This window comes from Arsenophonus endosymbiont of Aleurodicus floccissimus (genome assembly GCF_900343025.1).
GTDB lineage: Bacteria > Pseudomonadota > Gammaproteobacteria > Enterobacterales > Enterobacteriaceae > Arsenophonus.
The window spans coordinates 468795-483480 of record NZ_OUND01000002.1 but is presented as its reverse complement, the minus strand read 5'-3'; the positions used below and the strand labels follow the sequence as shown (position 1 = coordinate 483480).

20 protein-coding genes and 1 pseudogene are annotated in these 14686 nt (G+C 38.1%); 13 read left to right on the top strand and 8 right to left on the bottom strand.

What is annotated here, in order from left to right; genetic code table 11:
- The first annotated feature begins 129 nt into the window (after positions 1–129).
- The 4 genes from ARADI_RS18270 (at position 130) to ARADI_RS18255 (ending at position 1768) form a co-directional block, all read left to right on the top strand.
- Positions 130–381 (top strand): ArnT family glycosyltransferase, encoded by a 252-nt coding sequence (locus tag ARADI_RS18270; protein ID WP_238149356.1) that lies wholly within the window; start codon positions 130–132, stop codon positions 379–381.
- Positions 382–406: 25 nt separating this feature from the next.
- Complete coding sequence (locus ARADI_RS18265) at positions 407–628, top strand: hypothetical protein (protein WP_238149355.1); 222 nt, start codon at positions 407–409, stop codon at positions 626–628.
- A gap of 172 nt (positions 629–800) precedes the next feature.
- Positions 801–1190: a hypothetical protein gene (locus tag ARADI_RS18260; protein WP_238149354.1), complete on the top strand. Its 390-nt coding sequence runs from the start codon at positions 801–803 to the stop codon at positions 1188–1190.
- Between the two features lie 392 nt (positions 1191–1582).
- Positions 1583–1768, top strand: a complete 186-nt coding sequence (locus ARADI_RS18255) for a hypothetical protein (protein ID WP_238149353.1) — start codon at positions 1583–1585, stop codon at positions 1766–1768.
- Positions 1769–1868: 100 nt separating this feature from the next.
- Here ARADI_RS18255 and ARADI_RS19825 read toward each other — a convergent pair whose 3' ends face one another.
- From ARADI_RS19825 to ARADI_RS19815, 3 genes are read right to left on the bottom strand one after another with little or no spacing between them, the layout of a single operon-like run.
- Positions 1869–2033, bottom strand: a complete 165-nt coding sequence (locus ARADI_RS19825; protein WP_182853184.1) for an agmatine deiminase family protein — start codon at positions 2031–2033, stop codon at positions 1869–1871.
- A complete protein-coding gene (locus tag ARADI_RS19820) occupies positions 2030–2416 on the bottom strand; it encodes an agmatine deiminase family protein (protein WP_182853183.1) in 387 nt (128 codons plus the stop codon). Before ARADI_RS19820 ends, ARADI_RS19825 begins: the two co-directional genes overlap by 4 nt.
- Positions 2409–2744 carry an agmatine deiminase family protein gene (locus tag ARADI_RS19815; protein ID WP_119711930.1) on the bottom strand — a complete coding sequence of 112 codons (336 nt, stop codon included), beginning with the start codon at positions 2742–2744 and terminating at the stop codon, positions 2409–2411. Before ARADI_RS19815 ends, ARADI_RS19820 begins: the two co-directional genes overlap by 8 nt.
- A gap of 290 nt (positions 2745–3034) precedes the next feature.
- Between ARADI_RS19815 and ARADI_RS18245 the strand changes: the two genes are divergently transcribed.
- Entirely contained in the window at positions 3035–3193 is a 159-nt protein-coding gene (locus ARADI_RS18245) for a TetR/AcrR family transcriptional regulator (protein WP_238149352.1), read from the top strand.
- A gap of 69 nt (positions 3194–3262) precedes the next feature.
- A complete protein-coding gene (locus ARADI_RS18240) occupies positions 3263–3592 on the top strand; it encodes a TetR family transcriptional regulator C-terminal domain-containing protein (RefSeq protein WP_238149351.1) in 330 nt (109 codons plus the stop codon).
- Between the two features lie 289 nt (positions 3593–3881).
- On the opposite strand, the gene ARADI_RS21735 is transcribed toward ARADI_RS18240, so the two are convergent.
- The 3 genes from ARADI_RS21735 to ARADI_RS21725 form a co-directional block, all read right to left on the bottom strand.
- Positions 3882–4283, bottom strand: a complete 402-nt coding sequence (locus ARADI_RS21735; protein WP_439647102.1) for an L-asparaginase family protein — start codon at positions 4281–4283, stop codon at positions 3882–3884.
- 28 nt (positions 4284–4311) lie between these two features.
- On the bottom strand, positions 4312–4593 hold the full coding sequence (locus tag ARADI_RS21730) for an asparaginase domain-containing protein (RefSeq protein ID WP_439647098.1): 282 nt from the start codon (positions 4591–4593) through the stop codon (positions 4312–4314).
- 96 nt (positions 4594–4689) lie between these two features.
- On the bottom strand, positions 4690–4950 hold the full coding sequence (locus ARADI_RS21725) for an asparaginase domain-containing protein (RefSeq protein ID WP_439647101.1): 261 nt from the start codon (positions 4948–4950) through the stop codon (positions 4690–4692).
- A 583-nt stretch (positions 4951–5533) separates the two neighbouring features.
- Between ARADI_RS21725 and ARADI_RS18235 the strand changes: the two genes are divergently transcribed.
- Positions 5534–5794, top strand: coding sequence for a hypothetical protein (locus ARADI_RS18235; protein ID WP_238149350.1), 261 nt, complete (start codon positions 5534–5536; stop codon positions 5792–5794).
- Entirely contained in the window at positions 5791–6147 is a 357-nt protein-coding gene (locus ARADI_RS18230; protein ID WP_238149349.1) for a hypothetical protein, read from the top strand. Before ARADI_RS18235 ends, ARADI_RS18230 begins: the two co-directional genes overlap by 4 nt.
- A gap of 701 nt (positions 6148–6848) precedes the next feature.
- Here the strand turns inward: ARADI_RS18230 and ARADI_RS09835 are convergent.
- Together ARADI_RS09835 and ARADI_RS09830 are read right to left on the bottom strand one after the other, a co-directional pair.
- On the bottom strand, positions 6849–7361 hold the full coding sequence (locus ARADI_RS09835) for a type III toxin-antitoxin system ToxN/AbiQ family toxin (protein WP_119711928.1): 513 nt from the start codon (positions 7359–7361) through the stop codon (positions 6849–6851).
- Positions 7362–7909: 548 nt separating this feature from the next.
- Positions 7910–8443, bottom strand: coding sequence for a single-stranded DNA-binding protein (locus ARADI_RS09830; RefSeq protein ID WP_119711927.1), 534 nt, complete (start codon positions 8441–8443; stop codon positions 7910–7912).
- 261 nt (positions 8444–8704) lie between these two features.
- Between ARADI_RS09830 and uvrA the strand changes: the two genes are divergently transcribed.
- The 5 genes and pseudogenes from uvrA to ARADI_RS09810 all read left to right on the top strand — a co-directional run bounded on the left by uvrA (position 8705) and on the right by ARADI_RS09810 (position 14674).
- Positions 8705–11539 carry an excinuclease ABC subunit UvrA gene (uvrA, locus tag ARADI_RS09825; RefSeq protein WP_119711926.1) on the top strand — a complete coding sequence of 945 codons (2835 nt, stop codon included), beginning with the start codon at positions 8705–8707 and terminating at the stop codon, positions 11537–11539.
- 499 nt (positions 11540–12038) lie between these two features.
- Positions 12039–12523: pseudogene (locus tag ARADI_RS09820) on the top strand (phenolic acid decarboxylase).
- Positions 12524–13124: 601 nt separating this feature from the next.
- Positions 13125–13637, top strand: coding sequence for a hypothetical protein (locus ARADI_RS09815; RefSeq protein WP_119711925.1), 513 nt, complete (start codon positions 13125–13127; stop codon positions 13635–13637).
- Between the two features lie 456 nt (positions 13638–14093).
- Positions 14094–14219 carry a hypothetical protein gene (locus tag ARADI_RS19810; protein ID WP_255420675.1) on the top strand — a complete coding sequence of 42 codons (126 nt, stop codon included), beginning with the start codon at positions 14094–14096 and terminating at the stop codon, positions 14217–14219.
- Positions 14220–14257: 38 nt separating this feature from the next.
- A complete protein-coding gene (locus ARADI_RS09810; RefSeq protein WP_119711924.1) occupies positions 14258–14674 on the top strand; it encodes a hypothetical protein in 417 nt (138 codons plus the stop codon).
- The last annotated feature ends 12 nt before the right edge of the window (positions 14675–14686 follow it).

Here is a 14686-nt window from a genome sequence, read left to right as displayed (position 1 = left end):
TATTAACATTTATGCTAATATATTTATCGATGATTATTATATTATGCAAACCATTTGAGTATATTATAAACATAATTCATTGCTGGTCTTAATGACAACGGTATTTAATTAATTAATTAATCTAATTTCATGGCAATAATAAATAACAAACCTTTATCCAAAACAGATATAAAAACGCTATTCGGTTTCTTACTGTTTATGTTAGTTTACCTGCTGCCAGGTATCTTTGGACATAATCCTTGGAAACAAAATGAAAATTATAGTTTTGGTATTATACAAACTATGTATGAAATAGGTAATTGGTTGATACCAATTAATACCGGCCAACATTTTATGGAAAAACCCCCGCTCTATTATTGGGTTGCAACCACTGCTGTCTAACTGTTTTCCTCTTAGTTACCCATGCATGATGCAGCCAGAACACGGCCACGCTATTTTTTTCTGCTTTGAATTTATATTTTTTGTTTTGTTAGCTCGCCGTTTCTTCTCCGCTGACAGCTTCTCTGATTATCGTATCTGGATAGCATTGGCTCTATTTGCTTCAGCGCCGGGTATATTACGTCATAGCTACGATATGTTTACCGATACTGCTTTGATAGCAGGCACTATTATTGGTTTATATGGCTGATTAGGTTTGATTAAGCAGGAAAAAAATCTCTTTTCCACCTTTTGGTTAAGTGCCGGTACCGTTATTACCATGCTATCAAAAGGAGTTTTTATCCCTGGCTTAATTTGGATCTGTTTAATTTTAGCGCCGATTTGTTTAAAAGCTTGTCGCAATAAACACTATTATTGCTGGCTTGCTGTCTTTAATTTTACCCTGGACAATTTTACTTTTTCAGGATAGCCCTGAATTGTTTAAAGTTTGGTTTTGGGATAATAATGTTGGCCGTTTTTTGGGTTTTTCAGTTGAACAATTAGGTGCAAAAGCAAAAGCCTTCCGTATCCCTGAAGCAATACTTCTTTTCGCCTTACCATCAAGTATCTTAGCTGTTATTTTTATTTTGAAACAACCGATAAAAAATCTAACAGACAATAGGCTTTTTTTACCAACCTGTTTTGTATTGCTAAGCGTTATTTTGTTACAAATCTCAGCCTCTGGCCGCGCGTTACATTTATTACCTTTTATCGCACCAATGGGCATTATTGGCAACCCACTGTTTTTGTCTATTACCATCGCTGTTATATAAAATTGGTTATTACTTCAGTCAAATTTTATTTCCCCTACTCATCCCTCTGTTATGGATTGGTTACGGCTTATCCTTTTCGACTACACACCACCAATTGCTGACAATTTTTAGCCAATGGTTGCCAAGCGGCTATCAGCCTCACTTTTCTTGGTTAGCTTTTTTATTTGCGTTAATCATTACGTTGATCTGATTGTTTAAAAAATGTTTCCTGGCCAACCAGCTGGCTTTAAAAGCGGCTCAAATATGATGTCTGGGACTCACCGTTATCTGGGGATTAGTCTTTACACTTTTTATCGGCTGGATAGATTATACTAAAGGTTATCAAAATGTGTTTGCCGATCTAAAACAACGTATTGCCAGCGAATTTCTCCCTACCGACTGTATGGTCTCCCATGAAGTCGGGGAATCAGAAGCGCCAATGCTTTACTTACTACACCTGGATTTTACATCAATCACAATATCACTATGAAACACCGCCTAATTGCTGGTGGTTGCTCGATCTTTCAAAAGAGGTCAGAGAACCTCACCCTGGTATGGAAATATTCTGGATCGGCCATCGCCCTGATGAAACACAATAGAATTTGGTGCTGTATAAGAAGATCGATCGTTGATTAGCCAGTGTTATGATTATGATGGAGAACCGCTATTATCAAATAGCGATTTGAGGTTATTGTTGCGTCACACAATGAATACCACCACCGCCAATAGCGATGGTATCAATATTACAAAGATAATTTTATGATTGAGAAAACCGTCAATTAATATTTCTACCGCGGCGCTATCAGTGTTTTGAGCGCCAAATTGCGGAATTATCACTGCCTGATGACAAAGATAATAATTCACATAACTGGCAGCAAATTCAGGATAGCTCTGACGGTTTGCGGCATATTTAATGTGGTTATATTTTTAATTTTATTCATCGCTATTAAGCTATTTTGATGCTCTCTAGTAACGCGATAATCAAAAGAATAAGTATCGTTTTCCAGACTAATAATAATACTATTATCATTAATAAAACGAGCATAAAAATCGATATGGCCATCGGTAATATCATAACCTTTAATACCTTTTAACCAGATAATATCCGTCAATCCTAAATAGTTTTTTAACTGATATTCTAGTTGCTGTCGCGTACAATTAGGATTACGATTACTGTTTAAGATCGCACTTTCGGTAAATATTCCTACTCCTGAGCCATTAACTTCAATACTGCCACCTTCAAGCAAGATTAATATTTGCTTTAATTAATTGGCTGTCTGTGTAGTTCGCCATAATTGTGGCAACATGACGATCAAAATGATGCCGCTGTTTATTGCCCCAACAATTAAAATTAAAATCGATAGCCGTCAGCTGCCCGGAGCTTTTGTCCAACACAAAATTAGCCCCACTATCCCTGATCCAGATATCATTAAGTGGTGCTTTAATATAGTTCACCGAGCTGCCAAGTAAATTCCAGGTAACGTGATAATTTTCAGGCGTAACCAATAAATTAACCGGTTCAAATTCTACAATTGCTAATGCAATATCGGCTAAATTCTGCTGTAAGCTGGCAATTAATTTTTTTGGCTAAATAGTTGTAGACATGCTAAATGACATCTAAGTGCAAATATGTGCATGCGATTCGTGCGGGAAATAATACATTCTCCACGCTACCCTATAAAAATAGTTTAACAAACAAGTAACTAGCTAAAATAAACCGCTATTTAACGTTAACCGGTGAAAAGCGCTTTATTTCCGGCTTTAAAATAGATAGAATAATCGGTCTAAAAAATTATTGTCTACTCATTTGGAGATCAATATGACTGAACAAACGGAAAAACAGCGCGCTAAGAAAAAACAGATCATTGCCCGCAGCTATCCGCTGTTTTGTTGAAAAAGGCTTTCATGTCACTTCAACAGCGGAAATATGTAAAGCCGCTGGAATAAATATGAATCCCGGAAATTTATTTCATTACTATCCAACTAAAATTGCCATTATTGAAGCTATTGCCTTACAAGATTAGGCCGATTTTGCCACACTACTACAAATCGACCATGTCACCGATTCGACCATCGAAACTGTTATCACGATTATGACCAGACTGATACAACTTTATAATGAACCAACTTATGCCCGACTAAGCCTGGAAATTATTACTGAAGCCAGTAGAAACCCAGCAATTAACAACACTTTTATTGACAATGAAAAAATTGTTAGACAACGACTGGTTGATATCCTAAGGCATGGCGTCAGTAATGGCCAAATTGATCCAGAATTATCGATTGAAAATACCGCTTCCTGGCTGATGACCATCGCTGACGGTGCAATCGGTCGTGATCTTATGGAGCCAGAGTTCGATTTAGCTGATCGTTTAAGATCATTTATTTATATAATCAAAAAAATATTGACGCTAATTAAGTAGCGATTAATACCATAATTGTTGTGTTGATAAAACCTAATAAGGCATTCGCAAGCGAGGAGATGCTTCGGTGATATATGGAGTTTAGATGGATATGTTGTTGCTCAATTTAACAGAGTTCTGTAATAAAGGGCAGCTCAAAATGTCTACCGAACAACAAATGGCGAATGCTAATAACTCAACTCCATTGCATCCAATTACTTTAATTTGTTAGATTTTGGTAACTTTTGTTCCAGTGGTTAACAATAATGACCACTCATATCTATAGCACACTTGCAAATTTTTCATTTTATCAAACAGACATTATTAATGCGACAGAACCAATTTTCCCAGACACATCAGCATGGGGTAAAAACGGGGGCCGTAACCTCCCTTTTATCATTAATACTGCATGAAATATTGTTTTAATACTGCATGAAATATTGTTGGATTTTGTTTGGATCTTTTTTTTTGTGTCAGCGATAGCATAAAGTAGCACTCCTGATTTATAGGGGCTTAACGTTCCGGAAGCAATGAAGCCGTATTTGTCATCATTAATTTCGCCATTACGTGCGGTTGCGCCGGAAGGAAAAAGTGAGGAACGCACCACGACTACGCCTTTTTTACTTGCATCAAATAGCGTATTTAATAGTTCATGGGAGATATTGCCATTACCAACGCCCGCGCTGCCAATGCCCTGATAGCCATTGGCAATAAAGGCCTTGGCAGGAATGTCAGATGCATTAGCGTAATTGTAGACAAATACCCGCCTCTGGCAATTGAGTTAGCTTACTAACGTCGAACGGTGTTTGGATAGTGTGCTTTTGTACAAATGTGCGGGTATAAATGACTTTGCTGTCGGCGATAGCCCCTAAAGCGCCATAATGGATCGACTGAAACGCTTCCAAATTCTCCGAGTTCATCTTCATCACATCCCGAGCATCAAGGATCTTATTATTCATCACGAGCAATACACCTCGCCCGGCCCTTGCTGGTGATGCTACCGTCAGAATTGCACCATACAAATTTGCCGGTGCGTCAGAGCTGAGCTGAGCTGAGCTGAGTAACCGGACGCATTGCCCCCGTCAGCACAACAGGTTTCTCACACTTCATCGTTAGGTTTAAAAATAGGCAGTTTTTTCAATGGCATCAGTACCGTGAGTAATAACAAAACCATCAGTGTCCTGATACTGCGCGTTTATTTTATTCGCCAGTTTGAGCCATACTGAGGTATCCATATCTTGCGAACGGACATTAACCACCTGTTCGCCTTTAACATTGACAATCTGCTTTATTTGTGGCACCAATTCCAAGAGCTTATCGACTTTGATTGTTCCTGGAGTGTAACTAGCTTTGACCGGAGAATCTCCGCTACCTGCAATAGTCCTAGTCCCGCCGGTTGTCAGGACAGTAATATTGGATAGTGCTTCGCTGCATAAGAGAAAGAAACGCCGATAGTCAGCGCCAAAAAGCTCATTTTCATTCTATGTACTCCTTAAACAACGAAATTGCCAGCGCATCATACAAAGATACAAACACAAGGAATGCCCTTTAAGATCAAATCATTAAGTGAAAAACGAGGAAAAACAGCGGTTCTGTCACATTAAAAGAATTTGTTTAATAAAATAAAAATTTGGATAGGGGGCTATAAATATGAGTAGTGACCAAGATGTATCGTTAAATAAATCTTTAAACCTCTCCTCTATCCCATTGAGATGAAGTTGGCCTATTTACGCAGGTAGTTAGCATATCTTTTAAATCTACTAACGTCGAAGGGATGATATGGGAGAGGGGCTTTTGTACTTGTGTATAATTTTAAGCCTGTCGATAATGTATGCAAATTTTATTATATTACAACTATATTGCTAGATTATTGGTTATCAGAAAATTACACTGACATAGTAATAAAACTGTTATACCTATAGGGATTGAACCATGAAATTATCACTTATATGTGCAAAATGCATGCAAGAAGACATTACAACAATTGAATTCAGGACAGTTGAATTCAAGAATGATGGCCGATATGAGATAACGTGCCAAAATGGACATTCTTCGATTACTTTTTTGCAACAACAAAAGTTTGAAATACTTTTTGACATTGGTGCTTGCGCAATCATTGATGGATATTATCGAGAGGCAGTTTCGTCATTTACTTCTGCTTTAGAACGATTCTACGAGTTTTTCATAAAAGTAGTATGTATTCAAAGAATATTGATTGGATGAAAACTCTTGAAGCGTGGAAGGAGGTTTCTAATCAATCTGAAAGACAGCTAGGTGCTTTCATATTTCTTCATCTTCAGGAAACTGGTAGTAAACCTATCTTACTCAGCAACAATAAAATCAAACTTCGTAATGAAGTTATTCATAAGGGAAAAATACCTAGTAAAGATCAGGCTATTGACTATGGACAAGCAATTCTTGATGTAGTTAGCCCACTACTTAACAGGCTCAAAAAAAATTATAGCGATGCCGTAAACACAGCTACCTTCCACCATCTAAGCAATACCAAAAATCCTTCTAATGATGGTTTGACAGCTTCAACGACATGCATTTCAACAATTTTAAGCCATTTCTAATGGCGCACCAGCTCATGATGATAGAAGTCTGAATGAAGCAATTTCACAGTTACATCATTGACAAATGATATTACAGAGTGTTGTCGGAAAATTTCCACATAACGCAGCTTCAAACTGAAATTAATTCAAGGGCTACTTCTGACATGGTGTGCTTCGCTATTATCATCGCAAATCCCATTAGCGCCTAACTCCGCTCTTCTTGATGTCATATCCTTTATAGCCAGAAGTTGATCGGATTACCTCTGGTAATTAACAGAGCTATCAGCATTCCTGACAATTCTAATTTGATTGATGACAAAATCTATATCATCAACTCTCAAATTAAGTACTTCATTTATCCGAATACCCGAGTAATGAAGTAAAACTATGATACAGCATTATGTATTTGTAATGAATATCCTTATAAGAGTTATTCACATGCCCAGACCACTGGGGCTTTCAAGAAAATACTTTACACTACAGTCTATGGTATTTCTCAAAAATGCATCTATTACCTCACAGGCTTTCGATACATTAACGAGTTCTATTATAAACCTTGATAGGATCCTATTTGGGCTTGATTACAAATTTGAGATATGAAAAATAGGTGCTATTACTTTTATTAAGAATTCAATACATTAGCCAAGTAGAAAACTCACTTCGTTTAAAATAAATGCCTAAGATTCTATCTGGATTGATGGATATGAGAAACGCTTACGCTCTTAATTTTTAGCAAACATTTTCGTCAAAGTAACTAGCTTATCTTGCGAAACAGATTGATTTACCTGTGATGAATAATTTTTCATCGCTGCCTCAAGAGTGCCAAAGTTACAACACTTGCTAATTAAGCCTATTGCATAACCTTTTGAGACAATTTTATATAGCTTATTCGCTCTCTTCTGGAGCTTTTCCTTATTCTTACGCAAATACTGCTGTTGTAAATTAAGAAGATTTTGATACTTTGGCGCTTGTGCTGATAGATCCAATAAGGTTTTCTCAGAACTTAATACAGGAACCATATTGTTTAGCTGTACCATTACAAGTTTGTTCTCTTCATTACCTAGTTCGTGCATTTTAAAAATTAGAGGGGAGGCATCTGGGATGCTGTCCTGTTTTGATTTGTATGAAGTCAGCGGGGCTAAAAATTCTACTCCATTGACCTCAAGCACAACACCAATATACGGTCCTCCTTTATTCTCTCGAACTTTTCCATCACAATTTTTTAAATATTTTATCTAAACATCATCAATAACGTAAAATTTCACTAATCAACTCCTTGATAGCAAAAAGCCTCGCAAAAGCGAGGCTAATAATTTTTTTAACTTCACACTTGACGGTAGTGACTCACCTTTGATTTCATTATAATTCGACTAAAACATTAGTCAACCAATATTGTACAACCACTTTTTGTTAAAAAGTGAAATGAATATTTAATAGATTCAATAACAAACGTCACAATCAGTAAAAACCTTTATTTTTTAATTGGTTACAATCTATGCAATTTAGTGTACTGGTACTCTTCTTCCATAAGTTATCATCGTCACCAGGATGAGTAAAATAACGGACACTTGAAGAACCTTAGATAGAAGTTTTAGCCGTTATTCTGTCCTACTAACAATATGTGTAACCATTAATCTTACCATATTAGCCACCATTCTTTACGTTTCACAAACGTGGCTGATAACCAAAAAGTTCTCAAGTCGGTATTACATTTCTAAATAAAGGAAAACCCCGAATCACGGGGCTTACAGATTGAAATTTAACAAATAACTCTATGTATGTTTTAAAACGGAATATCATCATCGAAATCGATGGGTGGCTCAGTTGGTGTAGCTTGAGCAGTTTTACCGGAACGGGCAGTAGGCGCTGGCGCGTTGTTACCACTAAACTGTTGGGTTGGTTGTGGCTGTTGTGGTTGCCCCCAACCACCCGCTGGATTATTTTGTGGCATGCCTTCTTGTGAGCCACCACGTGCACCTAACATTTGCATGGTACCACCAATATTCACCACCACTTCGGTAGAGTAGCGATCCTGGCCATTTTTATCTTGCCATTTACGAGTTTGTAGTGAGCCTTCTATATAAACTTGTGAACCTTTACGCAAATATTCACCTGCCACTTCCGCCAGCTTGCCAAAGATCACAACGCGGTGCCATTCTGTTTTTTCCCGCATTTCACCACTTTGCTTATCACGCCAACTTTCAGAGGTTGCCAGAGTAAGATTCGCAACCGCACCACCATTTGGCATATAACGAATTTCAGGATCTTGTCCCAAGTTGCCGATAAGTATGACTTTGTTAATGCCTCTGCTGGCCATTCTCTACTCCTGATGAATTAATTTTTAATATTGCTAGTTTAACATGCTAACACGTTATTGAATATGCAAACCAAACCGTTGCCATTACGCTTTGCGAAACGCCTTAGAAAATTATACTGCAATATTGCTAAATTTTTTCAAGTTTGGCTATTAAAATTGCAGAATATGACCCCCTTTACTGTATATTCATTCAGCTAAAATTGTGTAATAATAAAACGTTTTATTTATTGTTTGAATATGTTCTCATCCGGGATGTGGTATATGGATAACATTGAAGTTAGAGGTGCGCGCACCCATAATTTAAAAAATATCAATTTAATTATTCCTCGCGATAAATTAATTGTTATTACTGGGTTATCAGGTTCAGGGAAATCTTCTCTGGCATTTGATACCCTGTATGCAGAAGGTCAGCGCCGTTATGTTGAATCACTGTCTGCCTATGCTCGGCAGTTTTTATCCTTAATGGAAAAACCGGATGTTGATCATATTGAAGGGCTGTCACCAGCCATTTCGATTGAACAAAAATCCACTTCACATAACCCTCGTTCAACGGTAGGTACCATTACCGAAATCCATGATTATTTACGTTTGTTGTTTGCCCGTGTCGGCGAACCCCGCTGCCCAGATCACGATATTCCGTTAGCCGCCCAGACCGTTAGTCAGATGGTTGATAATGTCCTGGCGCTGCCGGAAGGTAAGCGACTAATGTTGCTAGCACCGGTAGTTAAAGAACGCAAAGGTGAACATATCAAGCTGCTGGATAATCTGGTAGCTCAAGGTTATATTCGCGCCCGCATCGATGGTGAAGTGTGCGATCTATCCGATCCACCTAAATTAGAACTACATAAAAAACATACCATTCAAGTGGTGGTTGATCGTTTTAAAGTTCGTGCTGACCTGGCACAACGGCTAGCTGAATCGTTTGAAACCACGCTTGAGTTATCAGGTGGTACTGCAGTTATCGCTGATATGGATGACAACCAAGCAACCGAATTAGTTTTCTCCGCTAATTTTGCCTGCCCTGTCTGCGGTTATAGCATGAGCGAGTTAGAACCGCGCCTGTTTTCTTTTAACAATCCAGCGGGTGCCTGTAGTTCCTGTGATGGGCTCGGAGTACAACAATTTTTCGACCCAGAACGCGTGATCCAAAATGAGGAAATTTCTTTAGCTGGCGGGGCAATCCGGGCTTGGGATCGCCGTAATTTTTATTACTTCCAGATGCTACAGTCGTTAGCTAAACACTATAAATTTGATGTTGAAGCCACATTTAGTTCGTTAGAATCATCGATCAAGCAAATGATCTTATATGGCTCTGGCAAAGAAGCGATTGAATTTAAATATCAAAACGATCGCGGCGATGTTACTGTCAGATGCCATCCCTTTGAAGGGGTGATCCATAATATGGAGCGTCGCTATAAAGAAACCGAGTCGATGGCGGTGCGCGAAGAGCTGGCAAAATATATCAATAATCGGCCATGTATTGCTTGCCATGGCACCCGCTTACGGCAAGAAGCACGTTATGTATTTATTGAAAATACCACCCTGCCTGAAATTTCCAATTTTAGTATTGGCCATGCGATGACATTTTTCCAAACATTGCAGCTCAGTGGGCAACGGGCACAAATTGCGGAAAAAATTCTGAAAGAAATTAACGATCGATTAAAATTTCTGGTCAATGTGGGATTAAATTACCTAACCCTATCCCGCTCAGCTGAAACATTATCCGGTGGCGAAGCACAGCGCATTCGGCTGGCAAGCCAAATCGGTGCCGGTTTAGTTGGTGTCATGTATGTATTGGATGAGCCATCAATTGGTTTGCATCAACGAGATAATGACCGGCTGTTACAGACCCTGCTACATTTACGTAATTTAGGCAATACGGTTATAGTAGTCGAACATGATGAAGATGCGATCCGTGCTGCCGATCACATTATCGATATCGGCCCAGGCGCCGGCATACATGGAGGACGCATTGTTGCTCAAGGCAACCTGGACGATATTATTAGCAATCCAGATTCATTAACCGGTAAATACCTTAGTGGTGAACGTAAAATCGCCATCCCACCCAAACGAGTAGCTATCGGCGCAGAAAAAACCCTGAAATTAATTGGTGCGCAAGGTAATAATCTAAAAAATGTCACGCTAGAGTTGCCTGTTGGCTTGTTTACCTGTATTACCGGCGTTTCCGGCTCAGGTAAATCAACTCTAATTAATGATACGTTATTTCCTATTGCTCAGCAGCAATTAAATAAAGCTACTAATGCCACTCCAGCACCTTACACCGATATCGAAGGCTTACAGTATTTCGATAAAGTGATTGATATTGACCAAAGCCCTATTGGCAGAACACCACGCTCCAATCCAGCCACCTACACTGGCGTATTTACGCCAGTACGCGAATTATTTGCCGGCGTACCCGAGTCTCGTGCGCGGGGTTATACGCCAGGAAGGTTTAGTTTTAATGTCAAAAGTGGTCGCTGCGAAGCCTGCCAGGGTGATGGAGTGATCAAAGTTGAGATGCATTTTCTGCCCGATGTCTATGTTCCCTGTGATCACTGTAAGGGCAAACGCTATAATCGTGAAACGTTAGAGATCAAATATAAAGGTAAAAATATTCACGAAGTATTAGAAATGGCCATTGAGGAAGCACGTGAATATTTTGCTGCTGTTCCCGCGCTAGCGCGTAAATTGCAAACATTGATCGACGTTGGACTTTCCTATATTCGTTTAGGTCAATCCGCAACAACCTTATCGGGTGGTGAAGCACAACGGGTTAAGTTATCTCGCGAACTTTCCAAACGCGGTACCGGCCAAACACTCTATATTTTGGATGAACCAACTACCGGTTTACATTTTGCTGATATTCAACAACTGTTGCATGTATTACATCAACTCCGTGATCAGGGCAATACTATTGTGATTATTGAACACAATTTAGATGTGATTAAGACCGCCGACTGGATCGTTGATCTTGGGCCTGAAGGCGGTAGTGGTGGTGGTGAGATTTTATTTGCCGGTACACCTGAGCAGATAGTCAAATGTAAGCAATCTCATACCGCTCAGTTTTTAAAACCGATCCTAAAACGCGGTTACTAATCAGCAGTAATTTCCGCTATCCAAATTGAAAAATAGCCCGGCGCAGCTGCCGGAAACAATATTGCTCAACAATACTATTGAGCAATAATCAAAGTACGATATTTGATAATAAGAAATGCTTTTTTATGCTAGTTCCATATTCATAATCGGTTTGGCTGCTATTTTTGATGGCATAAATGCAAAAATTCTCCATCTATTCTATTATTAACAAAAAGTTAACGATAAGAACGAATTTTCATCAAGAATAATCTTAGGCTGATTCTTTCTTCTTCACCTTCACCTTACTTTTTTATCCTCAGTTTCAAGTATTAAGTATAAACAGCGGCTTACTGCACAATTTTAGCAAGCGCTATTATTACCGTGTTGCGCTATCACTAATTAAGTCGCTATTAGATTCTGTTAAAACAAAAATTACCTTGTGAAGTAATTGCGTTTTCTGGTCAAAAAATTAATAAATACTTTAGTTAAAAAGTTAAAACCTACCAAAAGAGAGTGAAAAATGAACAATTTTGCAAAGCATGATTTAACTGATTTGGTTGGCAAACATCTCATATATACTTATGAAAACGGTTGGCAGCATGAAATTTACATAAAAAATGACAGCAGCCTTGATTATCGTGTCTGTAGCGGCTCGGCCAGTAACCGATGCGTAAAATATCAATCTGCCTATATCGTACAGATCGGACAAAATATTTATAAAGCATCCTGGACAGAACCGACTGGCACGAGTATTAGTGTCATTTTAAATCTTCGGATCCTATTGTTGCACTGTACCTCATTCTTTCCACGCTGGGTAATCGATGATCCACAAAAAACAGTATGTTTTTAAAATAACCATATAAATGAAATGGAAGCTTATCGTGCAGCGGGCGCAACCTATCCTATCGAAATATGGATGAATTTGCCACGATTACTACTGTAGATGATTCTGGCTTAAATAATGACAGAGTAATTTCCGATGCCACTAATGAACTAACAAAATAGCGCTACTAAACTCTTCGAAACGCCATTTACCGACTGATATGACAAAATATAATATTGATATTTAAAGTTCATCAATATGATAAATATCTTATTAACGAATGGCGATGACGAATTTAATAAACAAAAATTACTAATCAATTAATGACCCAAATTAAAACAGTAATATATAAATAACGTGCTGCCTTTTTTGCTGATAGCGCCAGCGCGATAGAATTGTTAAATTTTTGTTATTTTTTATCAATCAGTTCTATACTATCAGTTCACTAATTTTTAAGGAAAAAGTCAGCTTTTACTTTTTATACCGCTTTCCTTAGTACACTGGATGCGAAAATGGTGAATGTGGTTGCAAATAATCATTAAGGAGTAACTTCCATGCTTAACATACTCTGCTCGCTCTATCTGTAGAGGGTAAGTATACAATACTTTCACTAGTAATTTAAATTACAACTGTTTTTTCAGCGGCTCAGAACCTGTTAAGAAAATAAAATAATGGTATTGGTTATAATTTAATTTCTAAAAATCATACAAAAAAATTAAGGGACTGGGTCAATTAACCCAATAAATACTCTAACCAAAATAAAATTTATGAGAGTTATCAATTATGTTTGATAACCTTTTTTACCCCGATAATGAAAAAAGAGCGGTGAGACTGACAGAACTTGTCGCTGATAACTCCACTGCAGTCGGTAACATTTCACAGCAACATGCTAAATACGAAATAGCAATAAATAACGCCAATGAAGCGATACGCAAGGCTTATAAGATTGTTGGAACACCAATAAAATTTCATGATATAGATTTTGTTGCCGAGTCAAAAATGCACAAAATTTTAATCAGTGTCGCTGATGTTATTACGCCGATGCTTACATATGGCTTCGCTAACAAAGCATTATCGCTCGCAGCAAAATCATATCTTCTACAACAAGATCGTATAGGGGAAGCCGCCTTTATTAAGCTGGCTGGTCTACCAAAATGGTTTAAGGTAGGCACTGTATTAGGAGGATCGCAGCGGCGGTTGTCCTGGTTCAAGGGATCCTGGATTCAGTCACTGGGGCGGTGCAACAGAAAAATTTGCAAGACAAAATTAAAAGAGTCGATTGATCCCAGATTCTAATTAAAAAAAGCTGAACTGACGAATGACATTGTTATCTATAAATTGAATGTTGTTACTACATCAGTTTCAGTTGTCTTAGACTCCTTAGGATCCGATGTATCTAAAGAGCAGATCGACAAAATCATTAGTAACTCCATAAAAAGAAACCAAGTTGAACTCGATAAAATCGATTGTTTGACCAAAACTACCCTGGCTAATCTCGATAAATCCAGAGGCTCTTGGACCGATGACGGCTAATTGGCCTAATCTGTATTAAATAGATGTAATTGAATAACAGACCTAATCGCACCATTTTATTGACTAAAACTGCTGTTCAGTTGCTTGTGCCGCTTATTGCGTTAAAGAAAACTAAAGGTGCTCGAGATGTAATTTTGATAAAACTTAAGCTGCTATTGCTAACATAATGGCAAAAATTAACGCTTTTAAATTAAAAACGACCAATTGAATGAGGTGAAAATGAGTTTTTGGAGTGATTTTGCTGATGGCTTTACCAGTGTCTACACAACATATCTTCCTGGCTTATTTACTGGAATACCTATTTCCCAGATAACCCGGTTAGAGAAGCCAGAGCGCATGAAATAGCAGTAGATTGCCAAACCTATGCCAGTAAAAATGCACTATTGATTAAAGAGATCCAAAACAATGTTGTTGAATTAAATAATCATCTTAACGAATTGTACCAAAAAGAAATAAACGATGAAAAAATTAAATTTGAGAAATTCTCCTTTGACGCATTAAATTTTGAGATGCCAGCCATGCTCGCCCCTATCATTACTGCAAATATTGTTTCAGAGTCGATAACTGTTGGTGCAACAAGTTATTTAGTTTCTACAGGAGAAATAGGCGCAGCAGCACTGGTTGAGTTAGTTGGATTACCTGCTTCCTTCGAAATTGCTTCTATAGCATCATCTGGCGGAGCTACTATCGGGGTTGTACTTGCTATCGGCTCTGTCGTTGGAAAAATTAAACGAGATAAATTAAACGAGATAAATTACAAAAGGCTATTCATGACGGCTATCAATCTCGATACAAACTAGCGAAAGCAGCCA

Coding starts and splice junctions, on each gene's coding strand:
- ARADI_RS18230 (WP_238149349.1), top strand. CDS start 5,791: ATGAAAACTCTTGAAGCGTGGAAGGAGGTTTCTAATCAATCTGAAAGA.
- uvrA (WP_119711926.1), top strand. CDS start 8,705: ATGGATAACATTGAAGTTAGAGGTGCGCGCACCCATAATTTAAAAAAT.
- ARADI_RS18235 (WP_238149350.1), top strand. CDS start 5,534: ATGCAAGAAGACATTACAACAATTGAATTCAGGACAGTTGAATTCAAG.
- ARADI_RS18265 (WP_238149355.1), top strand. CDS start 407: ATGATGCAGCCAGAACACGGCCACGCTATTTTTTTCTGCTTTGAATTT.
- ARADI_RS09830 (WP_119711927.1), bottom strand. CDS start 8,443: ATGGCCAGCAGAGGCATTAACAAAGTCATACTTATCGGCAACTTGGGA.
- ARADI_RS18240 (WP_238149351.1), top strand. CDS start 3,263: ATGACCAGACTGATACAACTTTATAATGAACCAACTTATGCCCGACTA.
- ARADI_RS18255 (WP_238149353.1), top strand. CDS start 1,583: ATGAAGTCGGGGAATCAGAAGCGCCAATGCTTTACTTACTACACCTGG.
- ARADI_RS19810 (WP_255420675.1), top strand. CDS start 14,094: ATGAGTTTTTGGAGTGATTTTGCTGATGGCTTTACCAGTGTCTACACA.
- ARADI_RS09815 (WP_119711925.1), top strand. CDS start 13,125: ATGTTTGATAACCTTTTTTACCCCGATAATGAAAAAAGAGCGGTGAGA.
- ARADI_RS18270 (WP_238149356.1), top strand. CDS start 130: ATGGCAATAATAAATAACAAACCTTTATCCAAAACAGATATAAAAACG.